Raw genomic sequence first — 26,698 nt, 5'->3', positions numbered from 1 at the left:
TTTCAAAATGAAAATAACAACAGATCTCAGGAAATATTCCGCACCAGCCCGTGGGTCTCTAGCATGGAAAAACATTTTCAAACGCCGTACTGCGGTAGAAAGAGTCAATGCATACCTTAAGGAATTCTTTCAACTGAACAATGTTCGATATCGTACCGGAAAACGCGCAAAAATTCATTTTGACATGGTGACACTTGTTTACAATGCATCCAAGTTGGCTGCAGACCGCATCGATGCTCAATTCATTCAGCAACAAGCTGCATGATTTCTGTTTTTTAAAATACATTTTAGGAATTCTGTAGGTCTTTGTATTTTTAAAAAGAGCAATTATGAAATTGATTCAAGTAATTACATATATATTTACCCACTCTTAAACGATTTAAACAAGGTGCGTTAAATTCTTCACTTCTTCGTCGGTTAAATATCTGCTTTCTCCCGGTTTGAGCATTTCATCCAGCATGAGGCTGCCGAAACTTATCCGCTTCAGTCCGGTGACTTCATTACCCAAATATATGAACATGCGTTTGACCTGATGAAACTTGCCTTCATATATGGTCAGTTCGACTGTTCTGTCTTCAATCTTTGTCGCGATGGCCGGCGAGGATGTAAAATCTTTCAAAGGAATGCCTGATTCCAATTTTTCGATATCCTCATCAGTGACATCTTCCTTCAGAATGACTTCGTATGTTTTGCCGATCTTATTTCTCGGACTGAGGAGACTGTGGGAAAGCTTGCCGTCATTTGAAACGATCAGCAGCCCCGTTGTATCCTTGTCCAGCCTGCCTACAGGAAAGAGTTCATCAATCTGGGGATGGTCAATCAGTTCCATCACCGTCTGTGTAGGACTCTCTTCCGTTGAAGATATGACCCCTGCCGGCTTATTCAGCATCAGATATATATACTCCTCCAGAATCACCTGTTCATCATTGACAGTGATATGACTGTCATATGAAACTTTGTGGTTCGGTTTATTGACTGTTTCATCTTCCACTTTCACCTGCTTGTCCCTGATCTTTTTGGACACTTCTTTACGGCTGCCGATTCCGGCATTCGCCAAAAATTTATCCAGACGCATTATAAAAACCTCAACTTCTGTCTGATTTTATCTGCTCTGGCGCCCAGTATCTCATCGGCAAGCCTGCTTCTGAATGACAGGAATATATAGACAAAAGCACCGACGGGCACCGTTACAGCAAGTATGATGACTGAATCGACCTTGTTCTGAACGTCAAGAGTGAACAGCATCAGTAAATAGACGATCTCTACTGTCAGCAGCATGACGACGGTATAGAAACCAATCTGCATCAATGGCTTTATCAGTGGACGGATATGGAACTTGCCGTATTTCTTTATGATCCACAAGTTCAGGAAAACGCCGATCCCCAGTGCGATTGCCGTCCCCATAACCGCGCCCACAGTGTGGAACTGCATGATCAGTGGTATGTTGATGCCCAATTTGATGACGAGCACCGCCAGAACGACATATAATGTAAGATTTTGCCTGTCTATACCCTGTACAATCGAACATGTGATTGAAAACAGTGAAATGATGATGCTGACAGGTGCATAGAATATTAGAATCTTAATGCCCATTTCATTGTAACTGTAGAACGACGTATACAGAGGTGCTGAGAGGATCATCATTCCGACCGCTGCCGGAATTGTAAAGAACAACAGCATCAGCAGCATCATTTTAATCTGATGGTGGACATTGTCCATCTCTTTCCTCTGAAAATTTTTAGTGATGAACGGCAGAATGCTGATTGCAAATGCCGCTGCAAGTGATGTAGGAATCATGATAAGTTTATGTGTGGTCAAGTTCAGCATGCCGAACCAGCTGTCGTGGTACTGCTCAGGTACACCTGCCATGGCAAGACCGTTGTTATGTGTCAGCTGGTCGATGAAAATCATTACAGGTATACTGATTCCTACTATTATAAATGGTATTCCGTAACGGATGATTTCACCGTACATTTCCTTATATGAGAAATCATAGTCCGTGTTGTCCGCCTCCACCTGCTTCTGAATGTGCGGCTGCCTCTTCCTCCAGAAGATGAAGAGCGTCAGAATCGCACCGATTCCGCCGATGAATGCAGCGAGCACCGCGATCTCGTTTGCCTGCTGAACTGTACCGTCAAGGACATAGATGATAATATACGCACCGCTGAGCAGCACTGTGATTCTCACGACCTGTTCCACAACGGAGGAGGCGCTCGTCGGACCGAAAGATTCGAACCCTTGGAATATCCCTCTGAACGTCGCCATGAAAGGAATGATGATGACGGCGATTCCGATAATGCGGATAATGCGCGTAATATCTTCAGCAGTCCAGCTGCCTTCTCCGCTGCCTGCTGCCATCGTCTGTAAATTCGCTATGAAAGGCGCTGCGATGTACAGTGCTAAAAATGCGAGTATACCTGAAGCGATCATTATGAGCAGACTGGATTTATACAGCTTCTGACTCGTCTGGTATGCACCCAGCGCATTATATTTGGCCACATATTTCGATACGGCGCCGGGCACTCCCGCTGCTGCGATAGAAAGCATGATCGTGTATGGCGTATAAGCATAACCGTATAAGGCCAGGTTTTCTTCTCCGTCCATAATACTGTAAAATGGAATCAAGTAGAGCATTCCCAAAACTTTGGTGATCAATGTCGCCAAAGTCAGATAGAATGTCCCTCTAACCAGTTTATTTGAATCTGACATTTTTATAACCTTCTTATTTTAGACTAAACTACATTATAATCAAAATAACATCACTTTCAAACTAAAAGGAGCAAATCTATGTTTGACATAATCGTTGTAGGCGGTGGGGTCAGCGGCCTCATGGCAGGCTATGCCGCTTCTGAAAATGGCAAAAAAGTTTTACTTATCGAGAAAAATAAAAAGCTTGGACAGAAGCTGCTCATTTCAGGCGGCGGACGCTGCAATGTAACGAACCGTCTGCCCTACGAAGAAATCATCAGCCACATTCCCGGTAACGGCAAGTTCCTTTACGGCCCGTTCAGCATTTTTGATAATGAAAATATTATTGACTTTGTAGAGACACGCGGCGTAGACCTTAAAGAAGAAGACCACGGCCGGATGTTTCCGGTCACTGACAAAGCAATGGATGTACTGAATGTCTTTTTAAAAGAACTGGATAAGAACAACGTGACAATCCGGTACAGTACTATAGTAGTAAAAATATTGACTGAAGGGAATGCAATTACCGGCGTCCGGCTGAATGACGGGGAAATTATAAAAGCTTCCAATGTGATCATCACCACCGGAGGAAAAAGTGTGCCCAATACCGGTTCCACCGGCGACGGCCACAGATTCGCTACGGAAGCAGGCCATAATATTACAGAATTATTCCCGACCGAGGTGCCCATCACATCCTCTGAGAACTTTATTAAAGAAGGCAGATTAAAAGGTCTGAGCCTCGATAATGTCGCCTTGTCCGTTCTCAGGAAAAATGGCAGGCCGAGAATTACACACCAGATGGATATGATCTTCACCCATTTCGGCGTGTCCGGGCCGGCGGCACTCAGGTGCAGCCAGTTCATATTCAAAGAGCAGAAAAGCCAGAAACGTAAAGATATTGCCATGATGATCGACTTCCATCCAGAAGTGAAAAAAGGCGCACTTCAGGAAAATCTCGATGCACTGCTTAAGGAAAGTCCGGATAAATCCATCAGAAATATACTTAAAGGGATGATGCAGGACCGTCTTGCAGAATTCCTGATTGAATATAATGACATCGACGGCGATGCGACCAGCCATCATCTTAAAAGTGAAGATAAACAGAAGATAGTTGAGTTTCTCAAAGGATTCACATTTAAGGTCGACGGTACACAGTCCATTGAAAAAGCATTCGTCACAGGCGGAGGCGTCAATCTGAAAGAGATCACTCCACAGACGATGGAAAGCCGGATGGTCGACGGCCTCTACTTTGCAGGAGAAGTACTGGATATCCACGGCTACACCGGCGGCTATAATATCACAAGCGCCCTCGTGACCGGATACGTTGCCGGCCACAGTGCAGGTAAATCATAAAAATCACAATAAACCCCGTCACTCACACAATTGAATGACGGGTTTCTGCCGTTACTCTGCAGGATGATGCTGATATGCAATTTCATAAATACGGATTTCATTGTCGATGATCGGATTATCCGCCGGTTTCTCCCCGCCGGATTTGGCATCATGTGCTTTCTGGTTTTTACGGCTGTCTCTCCATGCTTCAAAAGACGCATGATCCTTCCAGTTTGTAGAAATCAGCAGTTCATCGTGATCTTCCGGATTTTCATTCTTCAAAACTTCCATCAGTTCGAAGCCTTCAAAAGTATGGACGGCTTTAGGTTCCTGGAACTTTGCCGCCACTTCATCAATCCGGCCTTTTTTAATGCTTAACGCGTTTACCACTTTAATCATTTTCAATCATCCTTTCGTAAAGGTTCTATATCAAACGATAACATAATCGCAGTGATTTCTTTGATGACAAAAGTTACGAAATTCTAAAAGGTACTGTATATGAGATGTTCGGAAAAATGAAAAAGGCAAGGTCAAAGACCTTGCCTTTTCTTAGTTTGCCACTATATTAATCAGTTTGCCCGGTACCGCAATCACTTTTCTGACAGTTTTATCCTTGATGATTTCCTGGATTTTATCAGTTTCGATGGCGATGCTCTCCAAATCCTCTTTTGATGCATCTGTCGGTACATTCATCTTCTCACGTACTTTACCGTTGACCTGAATGACGATCTCAACTTCTTCTTCAATCAGTTTATTTTCATCGAAAACCGGCCATACTTCGTAGGCGATCGTCCCTCCGTGACCGAGTCTGTCCCACAGCTCTTCGGCAATATGGGGTGCAATCGGTGACAGCATCTTGACAAAGTTTTCAATATATTCTTTCGAAATCTCTTCCTGCTTATTACACTCATTGACGAATACCATCATCTGGGAGATTGCAGTGTTGAAATCAAGAGTTTCGTAATCGTCGGAAATCTTCTTCACCGTTTCGTGATAGACTTTATCGACAGCCGGTGTTTCTTTATTTACAATTTTATCCTGGATCTCACCGGTATCTTCATTGATGATGAGTCTCCAAACACGGTCGAGGAAACGTCTAGAACCATCAAGCCCCGTCGTACTCCACGCGACTGAAGCATCCAATGGCCCCATGAACATCTCATACAGTCTCAATGTATCCGCACCATGTGAATGAACGATATCATCAGGGTTGATGACATTGCCTTTTGATTTACTCATTTTCTCGTTGCCTTCCCCGAGAATCATGCCCTGGTTGAACAATTTCTGGAACGGCTCTTTCGTGTGCACAACGCCGATATCATAAAGTACTTTGTGCCAGAAGCGTGCATACAGCAGGTGCAGTACCGCATGCTCTGCCCCGCCGATGTACAGGTCAACCGGCAGCCAGTGTTTCAGTTTTTCAGGGTCTGCCAATGCTTCATCATTGTGAGGATCGATAAATCTCAGGTAATACCAGCAGCTGCCTGCCCACTGAGGCATCGTGTTCGTCTCACGGCGTCCCTTGACGCCGTCTTCTCTCACGACTTCCACCCAGTCCTGATTGTTGGCAAGCGGTGATTCACCTGTACCCGACGGTTTTATCTCATCCATATAAGGCAGTTCCAAAGGAAGCTCGTCTTCAGGCACTGTTGACATTGTACCGTCCTCCCAGTGGATGACTGGAATCGGTTCGCCCCAGTAGCGCTGGCGTGAGAACAGCCAGTCACGCAGTTTATATGTCGTTTCTTTTCTTCCGAAATTGTTCTCGTTCAGAATCTCGAGCGACTTTTCAATCGCTTCTTCGGTGCTTAGACCGTCGAGTGCTCCCGAATTCACATGTGGACCGTCGCCTGTAAACGCTTCTTCATCGATGTTGCCGCCTTCAATCACTTCGATGATCGGCAGATCGAATTCTTTCGCAAATTCATAGTCGCGCTCGTCATGTGCAGGCACTGCCATGATTGCTCCAGTACCATAAGATGCAAGAACGTAATCAGAAATCCATATCGGCAGTTTTTCACCGTTGAACGGATTGATTGCGTAAGCACCTGTAAAGGCACCTGTTTTTTCTTTCGCAAGATCGGTACGTTCCAGTTCGCTCTTCATCGCCGCTTTATCCTGATAAGCTTTGATTGTTTCTTTTTGTTCTGCTGTCGTGATTTCATCCACAAGTTCATGCTCCGGTGCAAAAACGGCATATGTCGCGCCGTAAATTGTGTCCGGACGTGTTGTAAATGCTGTGAACTCTTTATCCGTGCCTTCAATTTTGAAATCGATATTCGCACCTTCGGATTTTCCAATCCAGTTGCGCTGCATATCTTTAAGAGATTCCGGCCAGTCCAGATCTTCAAGATCTTCGAGCAGACGGTCGGCATATTCCGTGATTTTCAGTACCCACTGGCGCATCGGCTTTCTTACTACCGGATGACCGCCGCGTTCTGACAGACCATCGATGACTTCTTCATTCGCAAGTACTGTGCCCAGTGCCTCACACCAGTTCACCGGCACTTCGTCGATGTAGGCAAGTCCTTTATTGTACAGCTGGATGAAAATCCACTGTGTCCATTTGAAATAATGAGGATCTGTCGTATCGATTTCACGGTCCCAGTCATAGCTGAAACCGAGTTCTTTGATCTGTCTGCGGAAATTATCGATATTCTTTTCGTTAAATTCACGTATATCATTTCCTGTATCAATCGCATACTGCTCCGCCGGCAGGCCGAAAGCATCCCAGCCCATCGGATGAAGGACATTGTATCCCTGCATGCGTTTCATACGTGACAATATATCTGTCGCCGTGTACCCTTCCGGGTGTCCGACGTGAAGTCCGGCTCCGGACGGATACGGGAACATATCCAGCGCGTAAAACTTCTTCTTGCCATATTCTTCATCTGTTTTGAATGTTTTATTATTTTCCCAGAATTCCTGCCACTTCTTTTCAATCTCTCTGTGATTATAAGCCATTATGACCCTCCTATTGTGTGTAAAAAAGTATATAAAAATCCCATGTTTAATAAAACATGGGACGATCTATCTGACCGCGGTACCACCCGCATTCACTTAAAAAGTGCATCTCAAAAATATTCAATTCACAGGATACAGACAAGTTCACGGTCCGCTGATACCGGTTTTCACCGCCACCGGTTCTCTTGAAACAGCATCGCATTACTACTTCTGTACAAGTACTAATATATGTTATTTTTTAAATATTAGCAAGTGTATAAAAACATTTAAATCAATTGCAACCCTTCAATCGTCAGCAATTTCGACTTTTTATCCAGACCGCCCGTGTAGCCGCCGAGGGTCCCGTCACTTGAAATGACCCTGTGGCACGGCACGATGATCGACACCGGATTTTTGCCGTTCGCATTGGCGACAGCCCTTGAATAGTTCGCGCCGCCGCACCTTTCAGCGAGTTCCTTATAACTGATCGTCCGGCCGTAAGGGATCTCCCACAGTTCATTCCAGACTTTCTGCTGGAACTTCGTCCCGCTGTATCTATAATTGACCGGTACTGTAAACTCACTTCTCCGGCCTTCAAAATACTCATTCAGCTGATCGATACAAACATTTATCACTTCAGACCGCTCATCACTCTTTTCAGGCGCTTCTGCATAATCGATCCTGATAATCTCTTCATCCTCATCGACGATTTTCAGCCATCCAACCGGAAATTCCTCGTAAACAACTGCCATTTTCATCACCCCTTATAAACAATCTTCAATCCTCTGTGATATATATTTTTCACCGTTTTTGTCACTATAAAGTAAATTCCCGCACTGAGTGCAAGCATCACCACTCCCATTATACCAGTCATCCGATGATTTATATCACCATCTGCATCAATGAATACATTCGACATGAACCCTGTTGAAAAAATTAAAATCAGAATTACAATCATCATAATGATCGAGGCACCGGTATCCATCCGTTCAGTCGGCTTGTTGGTGTTGACCACCGGGAATTTCGCACCGAACCACATGCCGATAGGAATGACAGCAAGCGCAGTCATCAGTATAAAGACAAGACTGTAGAAAAGTCCGGCTGCGGAAACATCTGTAAACAAAAAGACCCCCAGCGACATCAGCATATAGACCGGAACGATCGTTATGAAATTATATATGAATTTAGAATCCACTATGTCCGCCGCCTTCAGAGGCAATGCCCGCATCATTGAGTAATGTCTCGCATCCCTCGCGGTATTTGAAGCAGAAACGAATATCGAGATGATGACAGTACCCGTAATGGATACAGAGATGATCACCCCGTCCATATTCATCTCAGGATAACCATCGGAAGCCACCGGATTATATGCCACAAAATAAACGACAAACGGAATGAAGTATTGCGGTAAAACTGCCGCCCATTCCTTAAAGTCTCTCAATGTCATTTTAATATCTTTTTGCAACAGTGCACCTTTGACAGAATTAACGTCGAGGGACGTACTGCCTGCTTTCCTGCTGCGCCCTGAAGTGGTGATCCATCCTTTTAAAAATCCATTTTTAACCACCTGTGTCAGACTCACAAAAATGATGATGGATAAAATAATACTTAATAATGTAAATACGGTAAATTCCAGAAGATTCACATTGTAAATAAAGCCCTCATATAACCCTGCAGGATTCGGCAAATACTTGATTACCGTTTCAATATTGACGACGCCAAACGTAATGATAAGATACGGCAGAACTGCCGCAAAACCGCCGATAAACGTCAATATCTCCGATACTTTCTTAGGACTCGCAACTTTTGTCACCAGGAATACAATTATGTAGCTTAGTCCGAGTGTCAGTATACTGAGCAACATGAAATATAAGATTGCTGATACCAGCGGTAAAATGCTCGAATATCTGAAAGTGAATGCTACGCCGACAATCAAACCGATCGGTATTGTGACCGGCAGGATGCCCGTAAACAGCTGCATGATGAATTTCGCCCGCAGCAGTTCGACTGCTTTGACCGGAAAAGTAAGATATAACTGCATGTTTTCATTCATGAACATATCTTTTACTATCCGGTTGACGGTGATCAGCGACAGTATAATCATGATGAGCACAGATATCATCACCATTATGGATGAAAGAATGCTCTCTTCTGCCAATAACAGAAAATTAAACATAGTGATGATGATTAACGGCAGAAAAATCACTGCGAATAAAGCGATGATGACCAGAGATACAATCGTCTGCGTGCGTAAATTTTTTAAATAATTAACCGCCGATTGAATCTCGACTTTCAGAATCGGAAACATTCACTTCCTCCTCCCCGATCAGCGCTAAAAAGACATCTTCAAGTGAACCGGATACAAGACCGCTTTTTGTTCTCAGCTCGGAAAGTGTACCTGTCGCTTTTTCTTCCCCTTCATAAATAATCAATATCCGATCGGCAATCTCTTCTGCGAGCCCGAGTGTATGTGTCGTTAAAAAGACCGTATTGCCGTCATCCACATATTTCTTTAAATAGCTTTTCAAATTGCGGTTACTCTTCGGATCAAGCCCGACGTTCGGTTCATCCATGAAAATGACTTTTGGCTCATGCATCAGAGCACCGGTAATTACAAGCTTCTGACGCATCCCGTGGGAATATTCCTCAACCAATGTACCGAGCGCGCCGCTTAAATCGAACAGTTCCAGCAACTCTTTAGATTTGTCCTCATAATTTTCCTGAGACATTTGATAGACGCTCGCCACAAAATCCAGATATTCCTTGCCTGTCAGTTTCCCCATGATATCCGGCGTATCCGGAACAAAACTCAATTCCCTTTTTAGTGAAACACTGTTTATACCCGGCTGTTGCCCGAGTATTTCAATATCACCGGAAGATTTCTCAGTAAGACCCGTCAGCATTTTGATCGTCGTCGATTTACCCGATCCGTTCGGTCCGAGAAAAGCGAACAGCTCACCTTCGTTCACTTTAAAACTCAAATTGCGTACAGCATGCTTATGGCCGTATGTCTTCGACAAATTGCGCACTTCAATCATATTTACCCTCATCTCCTGACCTGTTACATAAAATGATATATGCCTTATGTCCATTACACAATGCATATGGTAAAATCCATTTATAAAGAAGAGGTGGACCCCATATGCTTGAAAGAATTCTTCCAAAGGCAAAATCACTGATCGAAGAGATCGCAGAAGAAAATGATATTTTGATAGATGCCACATGCGGCAACGGCCATGACACAAAATTCATGGCCGAACTGGCCGGCCCTTCCGGAAAAGTATACAGTTTTGATATCCAGGAAGAGGCAGTCAATAATGCAAAAAAACTGACTGAGGGCATGACCAACATACAATTCATACAAGATTCACATGCCAATGCCGAAGATTACATAGGCAGTAATGTGAAAGCGGCAATGTTCAACCTCGGCTACCTGCCTAAAGGTGATAAATCCATTACGACCAGAAGTGAATCCACTTTAAAGGCGGTCACCCGGATACTCAACACTCTCGTACCCGGCGGCAGAATCGTGATCGTCGTCTATCACGGCCACCCAAATGGCAAAGAGGAAAAAGATGCGCTGTACGATTTCCTCTCCGGCCTGCCCCAGGATGAAGCGAAAGTTCTCGAATACCGCTTCATCAACCAGCGGAATAATGCGCCGTTCATTTTCTGCATAGAAAAAACTCATACTGCCGGGAATTAATCCGGCAGTATGAGTTTTTATTTTATAAAAGTCCGATTCTGAAGAGCTGCGAATCAAAGAATCTTTCAAGGTAATAGTATGGAATTTCAGTGTCTTCCCGCTGAAATATGCTGTGGTCTTCACTGTCCAGCATAATGACATGAAGTTCCCTGCTCATCAATTTTTTAACATAATTAGATGAGATGAAAGGTTCTATGATTTCATTCTCATTGCTGAATATGGCCATGACAGGCACATCAGGGAGCTCATCAATATTTTCTGCAGTGTTCTTCATCTGGTTGATGACGGTCTTATACCAGTGATAGCTCACTTTTTTGACAAGTAATTCATCATTTTCATAACGTTCCAGGTAGTTTTTATCCGAAGTGAAGTATTTCATTTTGATGCCCGGGTTAAACTTCGTTTCATCACTCGTCGCTCTTACACTGGTCATCAATGTATTTTTCCTGTTCATGAATGACTGCTTGAATGACAGTAGCGGATTCAAAAGAATGACACCGTCAATATTTATATTGTGCTGTTTAATCAATTCCAGCGCAATCAGCCCGCCGAGCCCCTGGCCGATGACGAATGTCGGCAGATGATATTCCTTCGTCTTCTCAAACCATTCCAGCACTCTGTCCACATATTGGTAGAAGTCGGTAATGTGCCCCTTGTGCACTCTTGTCGTCTGGCCGTGACCCGGCAGATCGCCTGTAATGACATGATAGCCTGAACTTCTCAATTGACTGATTAAACCGTTGTAATACTCATGATGCTCGAGCATATCATGAATGACGACAACGACCCCTTTCGGTTCATACTCCGTTTCCCATTTCCACATTTAAGGCAAGTCTCCTTCAATCCTTTTGTAATTCTCTATGATATAATTATTATAACAACAAAATGGAGAAAGGATAGTGGAAATGAAACTGAATTATAAGGGAATGTCACCACAAATACATGAAAGCTCTTTTGTAGCGCCGAACGCGACAGTAATCGGCGATGTAACCATTGATGAGTATGCCTCAATCTGGTTCGGCAGTGTTTTACGCGGCGATATTGCACCCATCAAAATTGGTAAACATAGCAATATCCAGGACTTGTCGATCTTACATGAAACACCTGATATGCCTCTCATAATAGAGGACTACGTCACTGTCGGCCACAAAGTGACACTGCACAGCTGTACACTCAGAAATAATGCATTGATAGGAATGGATTCAACCATTCTCGACGGTGCGGAGGTCGGTGAAGGTGCTTTCATCGGTGCCGGCAGTCTGGTCACCCCCGGCACGAAGATTCCTCCGAAGACACTTGCGTTTGGAAGACCGGCAAAAGTGGTAAGAGACTTAACGGACGAGGATATAAGTGAAATGGAAAGGATCAACAACACGTATACAAATCACATTCCACATTATAAAAATGACAATGACTAAAAAATTCAAATTATATCCATAATTTTCTAAAAATGATTGTCTACCTTTTATATAAAGGGGTACAATATATATGTTGAACATTATTAAAGTAGGAGAGGTTTTATGCCAGTATTAAGAGATATTTTCATACATCTTTCAGAGAACAAAATTTTAAATGACACTACCAAAAAAATTGGTTTGAAATTTGGCGCCGATAAAGTGGTCGGCGGCATTAAAGTGGAAGACACGATCGAGCGTATTAAAGACATCAATAACCAGGGTATGAGCGTCACGTTTGATAATCTCGGTGAATTCATCACAGAGAAATCCGACGCATTATGGGAAAAAGGCAACATCATCGAAATGATCAAAGCAATCGATGAGAATAATGTGGATGCTCATGCATCAGTAAAATTATCTCAAATAGGTCTTCATATCGACTATGATTTCTGCCTTGAAAATACACGTGAAATATTGACCGTGGCAAAACAGGCGGATATGTTCGTCAATATCGATATGGAAAACTATGCCGCATACGATGATACAATCCGTCTGATTGATACCGTATTGGAAGAGTTTGATAATGTCGGGACTGTCATACAGTCATACTTATTCAGCTCAAGAGAAGATGTCATCAAATATAAGGACCAGAGACTCCGTCTCGTAAAAGGGGCGTACAAAGAAGTACCCGAAGTCGCTTTTCAGGATAAAAGAGATATCGATGCCGCCTATTTGAGACTCATAAAAACACACCTGCTCGAAGGCAGGGGGTTTACTTCCATTGCGACGCATGACCATAACATAATAGAAGAAACGATTGATTTCATCAAAGAAAACAATATCCCTAATGATCAGTTTGAATTTCAGATGTTATACGGCTTCAGAAAAGACTATCAGAGAAATCTCGTTCAGCGTGGATATAATACAGTCGTTTACGTTCCATTCGGCTACGACTGGTATGCATATTTCATGAGACGTCTCGCAGAGCGTCCTCAAAATATCAACCTTGTAGTCAAAGGCATTACAAAAGACAAGCGTTTCCAGGCCGGCACAGCCATTGCTGCCGGTGCAGCCGCATTGATTGCCGCCTATCAGCTGTTCAGAAAGTAAATAAAACCCTGCTGTCCGTAAAAAAACGGCAGCAGGGTTTTGTCATTGTTCCATAATCCGTTCAACCATCAGCTTCGTATTCTTTACCAGTATATTCACCGTATTTGACATATAGTCGGAGCTGAAAGTCAGATGTCCGATCGCATACATATGATTCAACGTCCCATATCGCGGGCTGATCACCCTGTGCTGTTTATCGACGAGCAATCCGCCGAGTTCGCTTGGCGCAATCAACATACGGTCGACAAGATTCACAATTAAAGGTGCAGGTTCTTGTTCAATATCCTTTATCGGACCTGTCGCATTGATCAGATAATCCACCTTGAATGTTTCATCCCTGTCAGTTTTCACTTCAAACCGTCCGTTTGTTTCCACTGCTTCGATGCCGTCAATGATGCGCACTCTGCCCTCTTCGGCCCAGTCGACCAGCTGACGTGCAACTTCAGGCGGCATCGGCGAGTGATTTTTATCGATCAGCGGATGGACTTCTTTCATGAACTTTCTTTTATCCGATTTTGAAAAGTACGGGAACACTCTGCTGAACAGCGGATTGACAGCGATGATCAAATATTGCAGTTTCCCTACAGCATCGGCATGGAGCAGGTCAAACTTCAAATCTTCCAAAGTACTTTCGGGATGACGATAGAACAGTTTTTCATCCACCCCCTGCTCCGCCATCTCCTTTTTGAAAAGTTCTATGATTTTATCCAGTGAAATCATATCATCCTCTATATATGAATCCACCTCGGCCCCGGTAAAGTATTTTATATTTAGATCATGACTTGTCCCCCTTACCGAAGGCATGTCGCCGCTTCTTGAAAACAAATGAACTGCATCTGCCGACTGTTCAATCATCAAATATCTCACACAGTCGATGGCAGACAATCCGGTCCCGATCACTCCGACCGAGCCTTCAGGATCTGTAATATTTTGATTGAGAGGGTAAGGATTGTGGATGTAATTATCCATGCCCTTCAAATGATACGGGTCGTTGTAGCTCAACTGGCCCGTCGTCAGAAACACAGCATCATATTCATCCGTCTTATAGTCGGATATGACTGCGAAAGTTTCCTTCTCCTCGTTGTATATGACATCTATCACCAGATCATTGATCAGCCGGACATTTGAATGCGCGACGGCTGCACGCCGGAACATATCGGCAGAATAATCACCGAAATGTTTCCTTGAATTAAAATGTTCAACCGGCAGCCCACGGGATACGAGCCACTCGTCAAAACTATAAGGGACATTGGTCATCGACATTTCATCAGAAGGTATATTGAGCAGCAGAACTTCACTGTCTTCGATATACGGCTTTCCCCGCCCCATATGATCCTCCGAATCAAAAATATCAATTCTGTATGACGTATCAAAATTCGTATTATTGACGATATGGTGCAGGACGGCATTGCCGGCGACGCCCCCTCCGATAACAGCTATTCTTTTCTTCATTACTCCGCCTCCGGTATCTTTTCCGTAAAGAATTTTTTATAAAATAAAACCCCATACACGAAGTATAGGGTCATTGAGATGAATCAGCAAAATGAATCTATGGATTCAGTGTTAAAATTGCATCTTCAATTTCTGCCAGGTCTTTGACGGTGTACTGGAATCTGCCGTGGAAAATATATTTCAGGAAAAACTCTTCCAATGCGTCTTTACCGACCAGCACTTTGACATTATCATCAGAGTAATTGGCAATTGAATAATTTCCGCCATCTTTGGGATTGAAGTATATCAAAGGTACAACATCATATTGCAGTTTCAATATATTTTTCAGTTTCTCCGCAGATAATTTTGTCTCGTCAATTATCGGATTATAGTGATTCACAGATATATTTTCAGGATCTGATTTATCAAAAATCAATGTCTGTTCCTGAGTTTTATCCAAATTCAACAGTTCAAAGAAAGACTCGATATATGGCAGTTCTTCAAAATTGTTTTCACTGATGCCGTGAAGGATGTGTCCACTCCAGTATTTTGAATCGATCAGATACAGACCTGTGCGGGTCAGTACGAGATGATCAATTTTTCTTGTGTTTGTAAAGTTGCGGCTTGGAAGATACACATTCGACAATATCAGCATGTCGGCATCGCGGATTTTTCCTTCATCGACCAGCTTTTCTTTCAACTGGATCAGCGCCAGATCCGTCAGGTACTCTCCCTTGTCCACTGTAAACTGATGCAGACTTTCAAGCTTGTTATTCAGTAAGTTTGTATCATTGTGGTATTTTTCATTGAGAGTCGAAACTTCCTTCTTATGAGTCAGATGTTCCTCTTCCCGTTCATTCTCATATTTATCAATCAGACTTTGTTTTTCTTCATTGTATGAGTCCTGAACTTTATTGATATCATTACGATGTTTGAAATAATACACTAGAAATACAATAACCAGAATTAATAATACAGCTGCTACAGCTATAAAAATCGGATTTGTGAAAATCTCAGTGTTCATACGCATATCTCCTATTCCGTTTGTATTTTCGATATCTTTCTCCTCTAATATTATAACAATACTGCGAATAGTTATCGATACAAAAGAAAGGAATTATTTTATCAAATTTTCACACCTTAAAATCCTAAATATTATAAAAATGGCAGAATCGTTGATATGACAGCTTTGAAAGACTTTTTAAATAACATATTACACTTTTGGTTTGCCGATTTTTATACCATATCATTTAATTTTTTCAATATAATATGTTTTAATAATCAACACATGGGTAGTGTTACTATAACTTGCTATATAGAGATAAAGAATTAGCAGGGTTACTCATTAATTATATTAGGAAAATTAATTAGGAGGCTTTTACTATGGAACTTAAAAAATATCTATTGGCAGGCGGCCTTGCATCAGTAATGGTACTTGGTGCATGCGGCGGCGGAGAAAGTGAAGAAGATCCAGCAGCAGAAGATCCGGCAATGGAAGAAGGCGCTGAAGATCCAGCGATGGATGACGAAGAAGAAGAAGATGAAGAAGAAGATCCAGCAATGGATGACGAAGAAGAAGATGAAGAGGAAGAAGACGAAGGTATGTAATCTTCAACCCCAATTTAAAATTAGAAACCCGGAGCAGAATTGCTCCGGGTTTATTTATGTCTTGATTCTTGATTATTGATTTAAAAATGATTTGATTTTTTCCACTTTATCCAGTGCTTCCCAAGGCAGGCTGATATCTTCACGTCCAAAATGTCCGTAACTTGCGGTATCCTTATAAATCGGACGTTTCAGATCAAGCATTTCAATGATACCGTCCGGTGACAGATCGAACAATGCTCTGATCGCTTCTACTATTCTGTTCTCTTCAACTGATGATGTTCCGAATGTGTCAACCGAAATCGATACAGGCTGACTGACCCCGATTGCATATGCAAGCTGGATTTCACATTTATCAGAAAGTCCGCTGGCAACGATATTTTTAGCAATGTATCTTGCAGCGTATGCAGCAGAGCGGTCAACTTTAGTCGGATCTTTGCCGCTGAAAGCGCCGCCGCCGTGCCTTGCATAGCCGCCGTATGTGTCGACAATGATTTTTCTGCCTGTTAAACCTGCATCCCCCTGAGGGCCGCCAATCACAAAGCGGCCTGTAGGATTGATGAAGTATCTGGTCTCTTCGTCCAGCAGCTCCGCCGGAACAACCGCTTCTATGACATGTTCGAGCAGATCATCGTAAATCTGCTGTGTAGATACATCTTCACTGTGCTGTGTAGAAACGACGATCGTATCCACACGCTTCACTTTATTGTTCTCATCGTATTCGACGGTGACCTGTGTTTTACCGTCAGGACGCAAATAGTTCAATGTATCATTTTTCCGGACTTCTGATAGCCGGCGTGATAATTTGTGGGCCAGTGATATCGGCAGCGGCATCAATTCAGAAGTTTCATTGGAAGCGAAACCGAACATCAGCCCCTGGTCCCCTGCTCCTGTCGTAATTTCATCCGTCGTTCTCGTCTCTATCGCGTTGTCCACGCCGACTGCGATATCTTCCGACTGCTCATCAATGCCTGTCAATACTGACATCGTTTTATAGTCATAACCGTATTTTGCATCGATATAGCCGATCCCTTTCACCGTTTCCCTGACGATTTTAGGAATGTCCACATAAGTTTCAGTGCTGATTTCTCCTACAATCATTGCAAGCCCTGTATTTACGACAGTTTCACAGGCAACCCGTGCGTCTTTATCCTGTTTGATAATTTCATCCAGTATCGCGTCTGAAATCTGGTCTGCAATTTTATCCGGATGCCCTTCTGTCACCGACTCTGATGTAAATAAATTCTTTTCACTCATTCTGTATATGTCTCCTTTAAGTTATTCGTTATCTCTTAAAACAAAATAAAGCCTTCTCCCTGACATAGAGAAAAGGCTTCGCTCTTCCCCTTATCGATCAGAATAATCTGCATTCTTTAGCACCTTTCTTTAATAAAAGAGGTTGCTGGGCTTCGACGGGTCTGCTCCCTCCACCTGCTCTTGATAAGAGATAACTTAAATTAAATATACTAGAGTGCGGACGACAATTCAAGGTGTTAATGCCGGAGTTTCATCGATATCCCCCATTAGTCCAGATTATCCACCGCATACTGAGCTTCTTCAGCTGTAAACTGTTCACCATACTCTGAAACCAGCTGGTCATAAACAGCCGCATTCGACATGCTCATCATATCGCGGTAAGTCTCTGCGGACTCAAGTCCATTTGCCTTCCAATCCCATTCTATATTGTCTATGGCATATTGTGCGGCCTCAGGCGGGAAGTTCTCTCCATACTCGGACACAAGCTGATCGTAAATCCCCGCTTTTGACATCGACATGATTTCAGCATATGTGTATGCACTGTCCAAAGCCACCTCCCACTCTCTTGGTACATCTCCGTTTTGTGAAGCTGTTTCCATCTCTTCTTCATCATCGACGTTCTCTTCAGCTGCTTGTTCCTCAGATTCTGTTTCTGCAGAAGACAATTCTTTTTCCAAGTCTGAAACCTGATTCATGAGCGCCTGGTTTTCATCATAGACTTCATTATTTTCCTCTTCCAGGGTTTCAATCTCAGACCGGAGGGCATCATTTTCCTCCTTCATATTTTCGATTTCCATCTCGAGTTCTTCTGCAACATCATCGTTGCCGCTCTGTGATTTCAGCACCTCATTTTCGTCCTGTAATCCGTCAACTTCCTCTTCAAGCTGTTCTTTATCAGATTCAAGCTGTGAAATCTGCTCTGACAATTCATCTGATGATACCGCATCAGATTCCGCTTCCCCGCCGCATGCACCAAGAACCATTACCATCGCAAAACCGACTGCAAATAAAAGCCTCTTCATTTTACTTGCTCCTTTTCTATATATTTACATCTAATTATATACTATTTTCATTTAAATATAAGATAATAGCCCACATTCTTGATAATATTTCACATTTGGTATATAACTCATTCATAATCGCTGCAAATTTTCTGCTTTTTCAAAGATTTTAATCGTGTAAATTAACCACTTTCAACAAGACTGAGCTTAACATTTTAAAATGCAGATAGTATCATTAATCTAAAGTTAATAATGTACTGATTTAATGTGTCACCTCATTTATTAATGTGTTATACTATTTGCAATTGGTACATTAAAATAAACTCCTGGAGGCATACATATGGTCAACCATTCCGATTTAATCTCAAAGTTAGTATCCAAAGATACAACAGAAGTCCAACTTTCTGCGCCACAACTTGTTACCGCTTCATTAAGAAGAGGTGAAGGCGCTTTAACTGATACAGGCGCTCTAAAAGCAGAAACCGGCAAATACACAGGACGCAGTCCGAAAGACCGCTTCATAGTGGAAGATAACGTATCCAGCCACAAAATTCACTGGGGTGAAGTAAACCAGCCGATTTCAGAAGAGATTTTTGATAATCTTTTTGAAAAAGTGATTGATCATTTAAATTCCAAAGATGAAACTTTTGTGTTCAAAGGATATGCCGGTGCTGATGAATCCACCCGCCTGGACCTGCAGGTCATCAATGAATTCAGCTGGCACAACCTGTTCGTTCAAAATCTCTTCATCCGTCCGGACACTAAAGAAGAGGCACTCGGTATCGATCCACAGTTCACCATCGTATCTGCACCGACCTTTAAAGCAGATCCTTCAGTTGATGGCACGAACTCCGAGGCATTTGTCATCGTCTCACTAAAAAAAGGTGTCATTTTGATCGGCGGTACGGAGTATGCGGGAGAAATGAAAAAATCCATCTTCTCCATTATGAACTACCTGCTGCCTGAAAAAGGTGTCATGAGCATGCACTGTTCAGCGAACGTCGGCGAAAACAAAGACGTTGCCCTATTCTTCGGCCTGTCTGGCACAGGCAAAACGACTTTATCTGCAGATCCTCACCGTGATCTGATCGGTGACGATGAGCACGGCTGGAATGACGAGGGTGTCTTCAATATCGAAGGCGGCTGCTATGCAAAAACGATCGATCTCTCTGCAGAAAAGGAACCTGAAATTTTCAGTGCCATTAAATTTGGAACAGTACTCGAAAACGTTGTTCTGGACGAAGAAGGCACCCCGGATTATGAAGATAAAACATTGACTGAAAATACCCGTGCAGCCTACCCGCTCCACTATATCGACAATGCACGCATTCCGTCAGTAGCCGGACATCCTAAGACGATTGTATTCCTGACAGCAGATGCATTCGGTGTCCTTCCTCCAATCAGTAAATTGGACAAAGATCAGTCGATGTATCACTTCCTGAGCGGATTCACATCGAAACTGGCAGGTACGGAAAGAGGAGTAACAGAACCTCAGCCTGTATTCTCTTCATGCTTCGGTTCACCGTTCCTTCCTTTGGAAGCAACGGTATACGCCAAAATGCTGGGCCGTCTCATCGATAAGCACGATGTCAACGTCTACCTGGTCAATACCGGATGGACCGGCGGCGGTTACGGTATCGGTAAACGTATGGATCTGACACACACACGTACTATGATCCGCCGTGCCATCAGTGGTGAACTGGAACTTGGAGAATTTGAAAAAGATGATACATTCGGCCTGAATGTTCCTGTATCCGTTACAGGAGTACCTGATGAACTGCTGATGCCTAAAAATACATGGCTGGATAAAGAAGGCTATGATGAGAAAGCGAATAATCTGAAAGAATTATTCAAGGAAAACTTTGATAAATTCGGAGAACAGTCGACAGAGATTGCTCAAAAAGGCGGATTTTAATAGTTTAATAATTACAATCAACCTTCCATTTAATCTTATTTAAATGGAAGGTTTTCCTTTCTTACTGCCCAGAAATAGGATTCTCCAATAAGATATCAAAGTCTTATAAGCTTTCACCCCTTATTTTTATCTCTTTAAAATTATTAGAAAATTTGAAATAATAGTGTACTTTACATGAGTTTGTGATAACATTTATATGAAAGCGATTTCAAAACGAGGGGAGAATTACATGAAACAAGGATTCAGTATTAGAATGCTGCTTTTATTTTTTACAATGAGCCTGCTTCTTACAGCATGTGGTGACGATCCGCCTGAGCCTGAGACTGGTGATAATGCCGCCGCTGACGATGAGACTGTAGAAAACGATGAATCGGATGGGAATGAACTGTTTGACTATGAGGACTTTCCGCAGACTGTGTCGAATACCGGGGATCCCACAGGTGAAGGTACACTCAATATCGGTTATTCATCCAGTACACCTTTTGAAGGTACGCTGAATTATAATTTTTATACTGGTACACCAGACATGACTATGCTTGGGTTCTTTGATGAATCAGTGTTCACTTCAGATGAAAATATGCAATTTACAAATGAAGGTGCGATTCATTTTGATATGAATGAAGAAGACAGCACTGTAACCTTCACCGTTGCCGAAGACGTATACTGGCATGATGGAGAGCCTTTGACCATCCAGGATTATGTCGCTTCGTACGAAGTAATAGGTCATCCTGATTATGACGGTGTAAGAGGAACAACAGACGGGTTCACTCTTATTGAAGGATATGACGAATATAAATCCGGTGACGCGGATGAAATCTCAGGAATAGAAGTGATTGATGATGACACCGCTGTGTTTACATATAAGGAACTTGCACCATCCCTCACTTCGGGTGGTTTCTGGTTTTATGCTTTCCCGGAACACCACTATGAAGGTGTCGATATTGAAGATATGGCTTCAGCACCTGAAACAAGGGAAAATCCAATCGGTCTCGGACCGTATAAAGTGGATTCAATCGTGACAGGAGAAACGATATCACTGACCAAATTTGAAGATTACTGGAGAGGTGAACCACAGCTTGACGGTATGGAAGTCAGTGTGATTCCGCCCTCCTCCATTGCCAATGCGATGGAAAGTGGTGAAATTGATGTCGCTGCATCATTTCCTTCAACACAATTTCCTGATGTACATGACATGGAAGGTGTCGAATGGCTGATGCAGCTTCAGAACTCTTATGGATACATCGGTTTCAAACTCGGAGAATGGGATGAAGAAAATGGACAGGTGGATTATAAACCGGATGAGATGAAAATGGGAGATGTCAATCTCAGACGTGCCATGTGGCATGCGATTGAACTTGATGCCATGGGAGAAAATTTCTTCAACGGACTTGCTTGGAAAGCATCTTCAGTAATGTCACCTGTTCACGAAGGATTCCATAAAGATGATCTTGATGTTCCAGAATACGATCCTGATGAAGCAAACCGTATTTTGGATGAAGCCGGCTATGAAGACATAGACGATGACGGATTCAGGGAGACACCTGACGGAGAACCGCTTGAAATCAGCTATCTTGCAATGTCAGGCGGTGATGTCGCAGAACCATTTGCAAACTATTTGATGCAGTCCTGGAGAGCTGTAGGCCTCCATGTCAGACTTGTCGATAACCGGTTGACAGAATTCAACACTTTTTATGATATGGTGGAAAACGACGATTCAGATATCGATATTTACGAAGCATCATGGAATGTCGGTACTGACGTAAACCCTGACCAGTTCTACGGTGCCGATGCCCCATTCAATTACACACGCTATGAATCAGACGAAAGTACAGAACTTTTGACTCAGGGTAACTCACAGGAAGCACTGGATATAGATAGACGGATTGAAATTTATGATGAGTGGCAGGAACTGATGATAGAAGAAATTCCGGTGATACCAACGCTGAATTTCTCATACGTCACACCCGTGAGTGAGGATGTAATGAATTGGAGTGAAGAAACAGGATTTGATGAGGAAACACACTTATACAGAGTAGGATTCAGTGAATAGGAATAAATCATACTTTCCTGGCATAACTGAACCGCTGCCCTTCAAGTAGACACTAAAATAATAAAACAATTATGCAACAGCCTGTACCCGAAATCATACCGGTGCCAGGCTGTTTAATTGTTGTAATCGTTTGTGGTTATAGAAGTCAATATACTGCGCGAAATCATAACAGCATTAAATGGAAAATTTTTTATAATAAGTAACCACATTTGCACGGTTACTTTTAAATAGTAATATTTAAATGTTAACTAGTAATTTTTTACTAAGCTGGTTTGATTTATGTATTTCACTGTGTTACGTTAAATAAGGTCAAGAATTAATCACAATATATGTTCATTGCACATAAATCTAATCATCAAGCAAGGAATGATAATTTTGAGTGTTATTGAAATCAAGGATGTCACAAAGATCTTTGGTGCCTACACCAAAGAAGTGGAAGAATTATTACATAAAAATAAAACCAAAAATGAAATTTTAAGTGAAACCGGATCGACTGTAGCTGTAAAGTCAGCGGATCTGACGATTGAGAAAAGTGAAGTTTTCGTTGTCATGGGGCTGTCAGGCAGCGGTAAATCCACCCTGATACGTTTAATCAACCGTCTCATAGATCCAACGACCGGTGACTTGATGGTTAAAGGTAAGAACGTTTCAAAATTGAGTACTTCTGAATTAAGAGAATTCAGAAGAGAAAACTTCAGCATGGTTTTTCAGAGCTTTGCACTGTTTCCTTTTAAAACCGTTTTGGATAATACCGCTTTCGGTCTTGAAGTACGGAATGTTCCAAAGAAAGAAAGAATGGAAAAAGCTGAGCATGCACTGAAACTGGTTGGGCTGGACGGTTATAAAGATCAAAAACCAAGCCAGCTTTCCGGCGGTATGCAGCAGCGGGTCGGCCTTGCCCGGGCGCTTGCCAATGATACGGATATTCTGCTGATGGATGAAGCCTTCTCTGCACTTGATCCTCTGATCAGAAAAGAGATGCAGAATGAACTGCTTCAGCTGCAGCAAAAAATGCAGAAAACAATTGTCTTCATCACTCACGACCTGGATGAGGCGCTGAGTATCGGCGACCGCATCGCTCTGATGAAAGACGGAGAAATCGCACAGGTCGGTACACCGGAAGAAATCGTTACAAATCCTGCAAACGACTACGTTAAAGCATTCGTTAAAGATATCGACCGCTCGAAAGTACTGAAAGTGAAACATATTATGCGGCCGGCAACCCCCCAGGAAAACACCGATGCCAACCCTGCGATTGATTCTGAAGATCTTTTATACAAGTCATATGAATCATTTAAAAACGGCATCACAGAGTTAACAGTGAAGGAAAATGACGAAGTTGTCGGCATAGTGGAGTTTAATAAAGTATTCGAAGTTCTTGCTGTTGGAAATGAGGTGGAAGAAGATGTTAGATAACATACCTCGCCTCCCACTTTCCGAATGGACTTCAGATTTTGTCAGATGGCTCACCAGTGCATTCAACTTCATCTTCGATCCGATAAATAATTATCTGGGCACTTTGATGAACTGGATAATCGCCGGGCTGGAATTCATTCCGCCTGTATTATTCATTCTCATCGTCATGGCGTTATCCGCCATCTTTATGAAGAAAAAAGTGCTCTCCCCTATTCTTATCGGTATTGGACTATTGTTCATATATAACCAGGGATTATGGGAAAATCTGATTGATACGATGACTCTCGTCATCATTGCCGGCTTGATTTCAATCATCATCGGTGTGCCGCTTGGAATTTTAATGTCCAGGAGCAATACTTTTGAGATGATTATTAAACCCATACTCGACTTGATGCAGACGATGCCTGCTTTCGTATACTTAATACCGGCAGTGGCATTTTTCGGTATCGGTATGGTGCCGGGTGTATTCGCATCCGTCATTTTCGCATCGCCGCCGACCATCCGTTTGACAAATCTGGGTATCAGACAGATTTCGGAAGAATTGATTGAAGCCAGTAATTCATTCGGTACAACACCGATGCAGAAATTACTTAAAGTACAGCTTCCTCTTGCCAGACCGTCAATTATGGCAGGAATTAACCAGACGATCATGCTTGCACTTTCCATGGTTGTCATTGCATCAATGATCGGTGCGCCAGGACTGGGCACTGAAGTATTGAGTTCACTACAGAGAGCTCAAGTAGGACCGGGATTTGTTGCCGGACTGGGAATAGTTATCTTGGCAATTATCATAGATAGATTTACCCAGACCAGCAATTCAAATAAATAATATATTTTATAGGAGGAGTTTATTTATGAAGAAATGGCATCTATTATTTTTAACGGCCGTTCTTTCACTTGTGCTGGCTGCCTGCGGCGGCGCAGACGAATCTGACAGTGGTGAAGAAGGCACTGATGAGAGCGCTGAGTCTACAGAGGAAAATGGTTCAGAAGGCAGCAGTGACTTAGGTGAAGAAGACATCACTCTATCTTACGTTGAATGGGATACAGAAATTGCTTCCACTCACGTAATGCAGAAAGTATTGGAAGACGAAGGGTATAACGTTGAAATTACACCGCTTGATAATGCTGTAATGTGGCAGTCAGTTGCTACAGACGAAGCAGACGGCATGGTGGCAGCTTGGCTGCCGCTGACTCACGGTAATCTTTATGAAGAGTACGAAGATCAGATTGTAGACCTTGGTCCAAACCTGGAAGGTGCGGCAATCGGTATGGTAGTCCCTGAAGATTTCCCTGTTGATTCAATCGCAGACTTAAGCGATGAAGCGAACCAGACAGTTACTGGTATCGAGCCAGGTGCTGGTGTTGTACAGGCAGCTGAACGTGCTGTAGGTGAAGATTACGATAACCTCAGCGATTGGGAAGTTCAGACTTCATCATCTGGTGCTATGGCGACAGAGCTCCGCTCTGCAATTGAAAATGGCGAGGAAATCGTTGTTACAGGCTGGTCACCACACTGGAAATTCCAGGAATTCGACCTTAAATATCTTGAAGACCCGGAAGGTACTTTCGGTGAAGCTGAAACGATCAACACAATCGTCAGACAGGATTTAGAGGCAGACAGCCCGCATGCTTACAGCGTTCTTGATAACTTCTTCTGGGAAACAGAACAAATGGAAGAAGTCATGCTTGAAATCGAACAAGGTGCTTCACCTCAGGAAGCAGCAGAAGCCTGGGTTGAAGATAACCAGGATGTAGTTTCAGAGTGGACTGAGTAATACAAGTTAACCCCTTGACATCATTTACAGATGTCAAGGGGCTTTTTATTGTTGAAATCATATTCTTTTCGATTTGATAGTCAATTTCAACTGCTTGAAATCGGATTTTGCATCCATTTTCGATTTGACATGCATTTTGTACTGCTTTAAATCGATTTTCAACGCTGAATTCGATTTGAACAACAGTTTAAACAAGTACAGATCGATTTGACAGTCCCAATTAGATTTGAGCAAGTATTTTTATCCGTTCAAACCGAATAAAAGCCTCACCCGCCACCGAAAAATTCATCTTCCCTGCTCATTTCATACAAATAATGGATGCACTCATCATCAAGCAGCACGCTTCTGTCTTCTTCATGTATTGCTTCAGCGTCATCAAACAATTCTGGCCCGTGCGTCTCAAGGTACTCACATTTAAAGAACAGATCTTTCACTTCGATATAATAGACTGCCTTGTTAAAAGGTTTTTTTGCATGGACGGTGTACGTTCCGACAAATTTCAGGCTTTCGGCGGCGGCACCTGTCTCTTCAAACAGTTCTCTCTGGACCGCTTCTTCCAATGTTTCGCCTGATTCAACCTTGCCGCCGGGAAATTCAATTCCACGTATTTTATGACGGGTAAACAAGTATTGATGATTAAACATTGGAATTGCCAGCACATGTTTCGTATTTTCAACATGCTCTTTTATAAATGTCACTTTTCTGCCTTCAAAATCCGTAAACTCTTTCATTTCATCAACATCCTTTGTTTGCTTAATCTCAATTTACCCGATATCATATGTGTAAATTAATAAAAAACTTGGTGAAACTATGAAAAAAATCCTGATTATATTATTCCGCTTTTATCAGAAAGCCATCTCACCGATGTTCCCGCCTTCATGCAGGTTCTATCCGACATGCAGCAATTACGGCATCGAAGCAGTCCAGGAACACGGGGGGCTGAAAGGCGGCTATATGGCGATAAAACGTATACTCAAATGTCATCCGTTCCATCCTGGCGGCTTTGACCCTGTCCCTCTGAACCCTAAAAACCATATGGATGAAAATAACGGAAAATAGCCCGCACAGC

The 26,698-nt window shown here is 42.7% G+C and carries 26 protein-coding genes and 1 riboswitch; of the genes, 12 read left to right on the top strand and 14 right to left on the bottom strand.

The features are described 5' to 3' along the window. On the top strand, positions 1–265 hold a 265-nt coding region (locus BLR15_RS08740), incomplete at its 5' end, for a transposase (protein WP_143003948.1). A 114-nt stretch (positions 266–379) separates the two neighbouring features. Here the strand turns inward: BLR15_RS08740 and BLR15_RS08735 are convergent. Beyond that, the gene (locus tag BLR15_RS08735; RefSeq protein ID WP_092986647.1) at positions 380–1,075 is read right to left on the bottom strand and encodes a pseudouridine synthase; all 696 of its coding nucleotides are present in this window, start codon (positions 1,073–1,075) and stop codon (positions 380–382) included. Further along, positions 1,075–2,709: a putative polysaccharide biosynthesis protein gene (locus tag BLR15_RS08730; RefSeq protein WP_092986645.1), complete on the bottom strand. Its 1,635-nt coding sequence runs from the start codon at positions 2,707–2,709 to the stop codon at positions 1,075–1,077. Before BLR15_RS08730 ends, BLR15_RS08735 begins: the two co-directional genes overlap by 1 nt. 78 nt (positions 2,710–2,787) lie before the next feature. Here BLR15_RS08730 and BLR15_RS08725 point away from each other — a divergent pair, with 78 nt between their 5' ends. Further along, positions 2,788–4,041, top strand: coding sequence for a BaiN/RdsA family NAD(P)/FAD-dependent oxidoreductase (locus BLR15_RS08725; protein ID WP_092986643.1), 1,254 nt, complete (start codon positions 2,788–2,790; stop codon positions 4,039–4,041). A 51-nt stretch (positions 4,042–4,092) separates the two neighbouring features. On the opposite strand, the gene BLR15_RS08720 is transcribed toward BLR15_RS08725, so the two are convergent. The 5 genes from BLR15_RS08720 to BLR15_RS08700 all read right to left on the bottom strand — a co-directional run bounded on the left by BLR15_RS08720 (position 4,093) and on the right by BLR15_RS08700 (position 10,001). After that, the gene (locus BLR15_RS08720) at positions 4,093–4,419 is read right to left on the bottom strand and encodes an antibiotic biosynthesis monooxygenase (protein WP_092986641.1); all 327 of its coding nucleotides are present in this window, start codon (positions 4,417–4,419) and stop codon (positions 4,093–4,095) included. A gap of 150 nt (positions 4,420–4,569) precedes the next feature. Continuing rightward, positions 4,570–6,984, bottom strand: a complete 2,415-nt coding sequence (leuS, locus tag BLR15_RS08715) for a leucine--tRNA ligase (RefSeq protein ID WP_092986639.1) — start codon at positions 6,982–6,984, stop codon at positions 4,570–4,572. Positions 6,985–7,250: 266 nt separating this feature from the next. Then, on the bottom strand, positions 7,251–7,715 hold the full coding sequence (locus tag BLR15_RS08710) for a methylated-DNA--[protein]-cysteine S-methyltransferase (protein WP_218118662.1): 465 nt from the start codon (positions 7,713–7,715) through the stop codon (positions 7,251–7,253). Between the two features lie 5 nt (positions 7,716–7,720). Next, positions 7,721–9,271 (bottom strand): ABC transporter permease, encoded by a 1,551-nt coding sequence (locus BLR15_RS08705; RefSeq protein WP_092986635.1) that lies wholly within the window; start codon positions 9,269–9,271, stop codon positions 7,721–7,723. Beyond that, positions 9,231–10,001, bottom strand: coding sequence for an ABC transporter ATP-binding protein (locus BLR15_RS08700; protein WP_092986633.1), 771 nt, complete (start codon positions 9,999–10,001; stop codon positions 9,231–9,233). Before BLR15_RS08700 ends, BLR15_RS08705 begins: the two co-directional genes overlap by 41 nt. 104 nt (positions 10,002–10,105) lie before the next feature. Between BLR15_RS08700 and BLR15_RS08695 the strand changes: the two genes are divergently transcribed. After that, positions 10,106–10,669 (top strand): tRNA 5-(aminomethyl)-2-thiouridylate-methyltransferase MnmM, encoded by a 564-nt coding sequence (locus BLR15_RS08695; RefSeq protein WP_092986631.1) that lies wholly within the window; start codon positions 10,106–10,108, stop codon positions 10,667–10,669. Positions 10,670–10,691: 22 nt separating this feature from the next. Here BLR15_RS08695 and BLR15_RS08690 read toward each other — a convergent pair whose 3' ends face one another. Further along, positions 10,692–11,492: an alpha/beta hydrolase gene (locus BLR15_RS08690; protein WP_092986629.1), complete on the bottom strand. Its 801-nt coding sequence runs from the start codon at positions 11,490–11,492 to the stop codon at positions 10,692–10,694. 82 nt (positions 11,493–11,574) lie between these two features. On the opposite strand from BLR15_RS08690, the gene BLR15_RS08685 reads away from it, so the two are divergent. Together BLR15_RS08685 and BLR15_RS08680 are read left to right on the top strand one after the other, a co-directional pair. Then, a complete protein-coding gene (locus tag BLR15_RS08685; protein WP_092986651.1) occupies positions 11,575–12,087 on the top strand; it encodes a gamma carbonic anhydrase in 513 nt (170 codons plus the stop codon). Between the two features lie 102 nt (positions 12,088–12,189). Further along, positions 12,190–13,176, top strand: a complete 987-nt coding sequence (locus tag BLR15_RS08680) for a proline dehydrogenase family protein (RefSeq protein WP_092986627.1) — start codon at positions 12,190–12,192, stop codon at positions 13,174–13,176. Positions 13,177–13,218: 42 nt separating this feature from the next. On the opposite strand, the gene BLR15_RS08675 is transcribed toward BLR15_RS08680, so the two are convergent. Both BLR15_RS08675 and BLR15_RS08670 read right to left on the bottom strand, forming a co-directional pair. Then, a complete protein-coding gene (locus BLR15_RS08675) occupies positions 13,219–14,628 on the bottom strand; it encodes an FAD/NAD(P)-binding protein (protein ID WP_092986625.1) in 1,410 nt (469 codons plus the stop codon). Positions 14,629–14,725: 97 nt separating this feature from the next. Next, a complete protein-coding gene (locus BLR15_RS08670; protein ID WP_092986623.1) occupies positions 14,726–15,631 on the bottom strand; it encodes a nuclease-related domain-containing protein in 906 nt (301 codons plus the stop codon). A gap of 359 nt (positions 15,632–15,990) precedes the next feature. On the opposite strand from BLR15_RS08670, the gene BLR15_RS08665 reads away from it, so the two are divergent. After that, the gene (locus BLR15_RS08665) at positions 15,991–16,215 is read left to right on the top strand and encodes a hypothetical protein (protein ID WP_092986621.1); all 225 of its coding nucleotides are present in this window, start codon (positions 15,991–15,993) and stop codon (positions 16,213–16,215) included. A gap of 72 nt (positions 16,216–16,287) precedes the next feature. On the opposite strand, the gene metK is transcribed toward BLR15_RS08665, so the two are convergent. Further along, entirely contained in the window at positions 16,288–17,469 is a 1,182-nt protein-coding gene (gene metK, locus BLR15_RS08660; protein ID WP_092986619.1) for a methionine adenosyltransferase, read from the bottom strand. A gap of 87 nt (positions 17,470–17,556) precedes the next feature. After that, a riboswitch (SAM riboswitch) is annotated at positions 17,557–17,659 on the bottom strand. 76 nt (positions 17,660–17,735) lie between these two features. Then, complete coding sequence (locus BLR15_RS14275; protein ID WP_245696710.1) at positions 17,736–18,491, bottom strand: Ltp family lipoprotein; 756 nt, start codon at positions 18,489–18,491, stop codon at positions 17,736–17,738. A gap of 319 nt (positions 18,492–18,810) precedes the next feature. Between BLR15_RS14275 and pckA the strand changes: the two genes are divergently transcribed. The 5 genes from pckA (at position 18,811) to BLR15_RS08630 (ending at position 25,629) form a co-directional block, all read left to right on the top strand. Further along, positions 18,811–20,385, top strand: coding sequence for a phosphoenolpyruvate carboxykinase (ATP) (gene pckA / locus BLR15_RS08650; protein ID WP_092986617.1), 1,575 nt, complete (start codon positions 18,811–18,813; stop codon positions 20,383–20,385). Between the two features lie 229 nt (positions 20,386–20,614). Further along, on the top strand, positions 20,615–22,435 hold the full coding sequence (locus BLR15_RS08645; protein ID WP_092986615.1) for an oligopeptide ABC transporter substrate-binding protein: 1,821 nt from the start codon (positions 20,615–20,617) through the stop codon (positions 22,433–22,435). 375 nt (positions 22,436–22,810) lie between these two features. Next, entirely contained in the window at positions 22,811–23,851 is a 1,041-nt protein-coding gene (locus BLR15_RS08640; protein WP_092986613.1) for a quaternary amine ABC transporter ATP-binding protein, read from the top strand. Beyond that, entirely contained in the window at positions 23,841–24,680 is an 840-nt protein-coding gene (locus BLR15_RS08635; RefSeq protein ID WP_092986611.1) for an ABC transporter permease, read from the top strand. Before BLR15_RS08640 ends, BLR15_RS08635 begins: the two co-directional genes overlap by 11 nt. Before the next feature lie 25 nt (positions 24,681–24,705). After that, on the top strand, positions 24,706–25,629 hold the full coding sequence (locus BLR15_RS08630) for a glycine betaine ABC transporter substrate-binding protein (protein WP_092986609.1): 924 nt from the start codon (positions 24,706–24,708) through the stop codon (positions 25,627–25,629). Between the two features lie 57 nt (positions 25,630–25,686). Here BLR15_RS08630 and BLR15_RS14060 read toward each other — a convergent pair whose 3' ends face one another. Continuing rightward, the gene (locus BLR15_RS14060; RefSeq protein WP_176754110.1) at positions 25,687–25,863 is read right to left on the bottom strand and encodes a hypothetical protein; all 177 of its coding nucleotides are present in this window, start codon (positions 25,861–25,863) and stop codon (positions 25,687–25,689) included. Between the two features lie 32 nt (positions 25,864–25,895). Then, complete coding sequence (locus tag BLR15_RS08625) at positions 25,896–26,360, bottom strand: NUDIX domain-containing protein (protein ID WP_092986607.1); 465 nt, start codon at positions 26,358–26,360, stop codon at positions 25,896–25,898. Between the two features lie 79 nt (positions 26,361–26,439). Between BLR15_RS08625 and yidD the strand changes: the two genes are divergently transcribed. Beyond that, positions 26,440–26,688 (top strand): membrane protein insertion efficiency factor YidD, encoded by a 249-nt coding sequence (gene yidD / locus BLR15_RS08620; RefSeq protein WP_092986605.1) that lies wholly within the window; start codon positions 26,440–26,442, stop codon positions 26,686–26,688. Positions 26,689–26,698: the final 10 nt, after the last annotated feature.

The sequence above is a fragment of the Lacicoccus qingdaonensis genome, assembly GCF_900101075.1.
Classification (GTDB): Bacteria; Bacillota; Bacilli; order Staphylococcales; family Salinicoccaceae; genus Lacicoccus; species Lacicoccus qingdaonensis.
This window is presented reverse-complemented; position numbering and strand designations above follow the sequence as displayed.

Coding starts and splice junctions, on each gene's coding strand:
- pckA (WP_092986617.1), top strand. CDS start 18,811: ATGGTCAACCATTCCGATTTAATCTCAAAGTTAGTATCCAAAGATACA.
- leuS (WP_092986639.1), bottom strand. CDS start 6,984: ATGGCTTATAATCACAGAGAGATTGAAAAGAAGTGGCAGGAATTCTGG.
- BLR15_RS08710 (WP_218118662.1), bottom strand. CDS start 7,715: ATGGCAGTTGTTTACGAGGAATTTCCGGTTGGATGGCTGAAAATCGTC.
- BLR15_RS08730 (WP_092986645.1), bottom strand. CDS start 2,709: ATGTCAGATTCAAATAAACTGGTTAGAGGGACATTCTATCTGACTTTG.
- BLR15_RS08665 (WP_092986621.1), top strand. CDS start 15,991: ATGGAACTTAAAAAATATCTATTGGCAGGCGGCCTTGCATCAGTAATG.
- BLR15_RS08675 (WP_092986625.1), bottom strand. CDS start 14,628: ATGAAGAAAAGAATAGCTGTTATCGGAGGGGGCGTCGCCGGCAATGCC.
- BLR15_RS08685 (WP_092986651.1), top strand. CDS start 11,575: ATGAAACTGAATTATAAGGGAATGTCACCACAAATACATGAAAGCTCT.
- BLR15_RS08635 (WP_092986611.1), top strand. CDS start 23,841: ATGTTAGATAACATACCTCGCCTCCCACTTTCCGAATGGACTTCAGAT.
- BLR15_RS08625 (WP_092986607.1), bottom strand. CDS start 26,360: ATGAAAGAGTTTACGGATTTTGAAGGCAGAAAAGTGACATTTATAAAA.
- BLR15_RS08720 (WP_092986641.1), bottom strand. CDS start 4,419: ATGATTAAAGTGGTAAACGCGTTAAGCATTAAAAAAGGCCGGATTGAT.
- BLR15_RS08735 (WP_092986647.1), bottom strand. CDS start 1,075: ATGCGTCTGGATAAATTTTTGGCGAATGCCGGAATCGGCAGCCGTAAA.
- BLR15_RS08705 (WP_092986635.1), bottom strand. CDS start 9,271: ATGTTTCCGATTCTGAAAGTCGAGATTCAATCGGCGGTTAATTATTTA.
- BLR15_RS08700 (WP_092986633.1), bottom strand. CDS start 10,001: ATGATTGAAGTGCGCAATTTGTCGAAGACATACGGCCATAAGCATGCT.
- yidD (WP_092986605.1), top strand. CDS start 26,440: ATGAAAAAAATCCTGATTATATTATTCCGCTTTTATCAGAAAGCCATC.
- BLR15_RS08680 (WP_092986627.1), top strand. CDS start 12,190: ATGCCAGTATTAAGAGATATTTTCATACATCTTTCAGAGAACAAAATT.
- BLR15_RS08670 (WP_092986623.1), bottom strand. CDS start 15,631: ATGAACACTGAGATTTTCACAAATCCGATTTTTATAGCTGTAGCAGCT.
- BLR15_RS08630 (WP_092986609.1), top strand. CDS start 24,706: ATGAAGAAATGGCATCTATTATTTTTAACGGCCGTTCTTTCACTTGTG.
- BLR15_RS08725 (WP_092986643.1), top strand. CDS start 2,788: ATGTTTGACATAATCGTTGTAGGCGGTGGGGTCAGCGGCCTCATGGCA.
- BLR15_RS08690 (WP_092986629.1), bottom strand. CDS start 11,492: ATGTGGAAATGGGAAACGGAGTATGAACCGAAAGGGGTCGTTGTCGTC.
- metK (WP_092986619.1), bottom strand. CDS start 17,469: ATGAGTGAAAAGAATTTATTTACATCAGAGTCGGTGACAGAAGGGCAT.
- BLR15_RS14275 (WP_245696710.1), bottom strand. CDS start 18,491: ATGAAGAGGCTTTTATTTGCAGTCGGTTTTGCGATGGTAATGGTTCTT.
- BLR15_RS08695 (WP_092986631.1), top strand. CDS start 10,106: ATGCTTGAAAGAATTCTTCCAAAGGCAAAATCACTGATCGAAGAGATC.
- BLR15_RS08645 (WP_092986615.1), top strand. CDS start 20,615: ATGAAACAAGGATTCAGTATTAGAATGCTGCTTTTATTTTTTACAATG.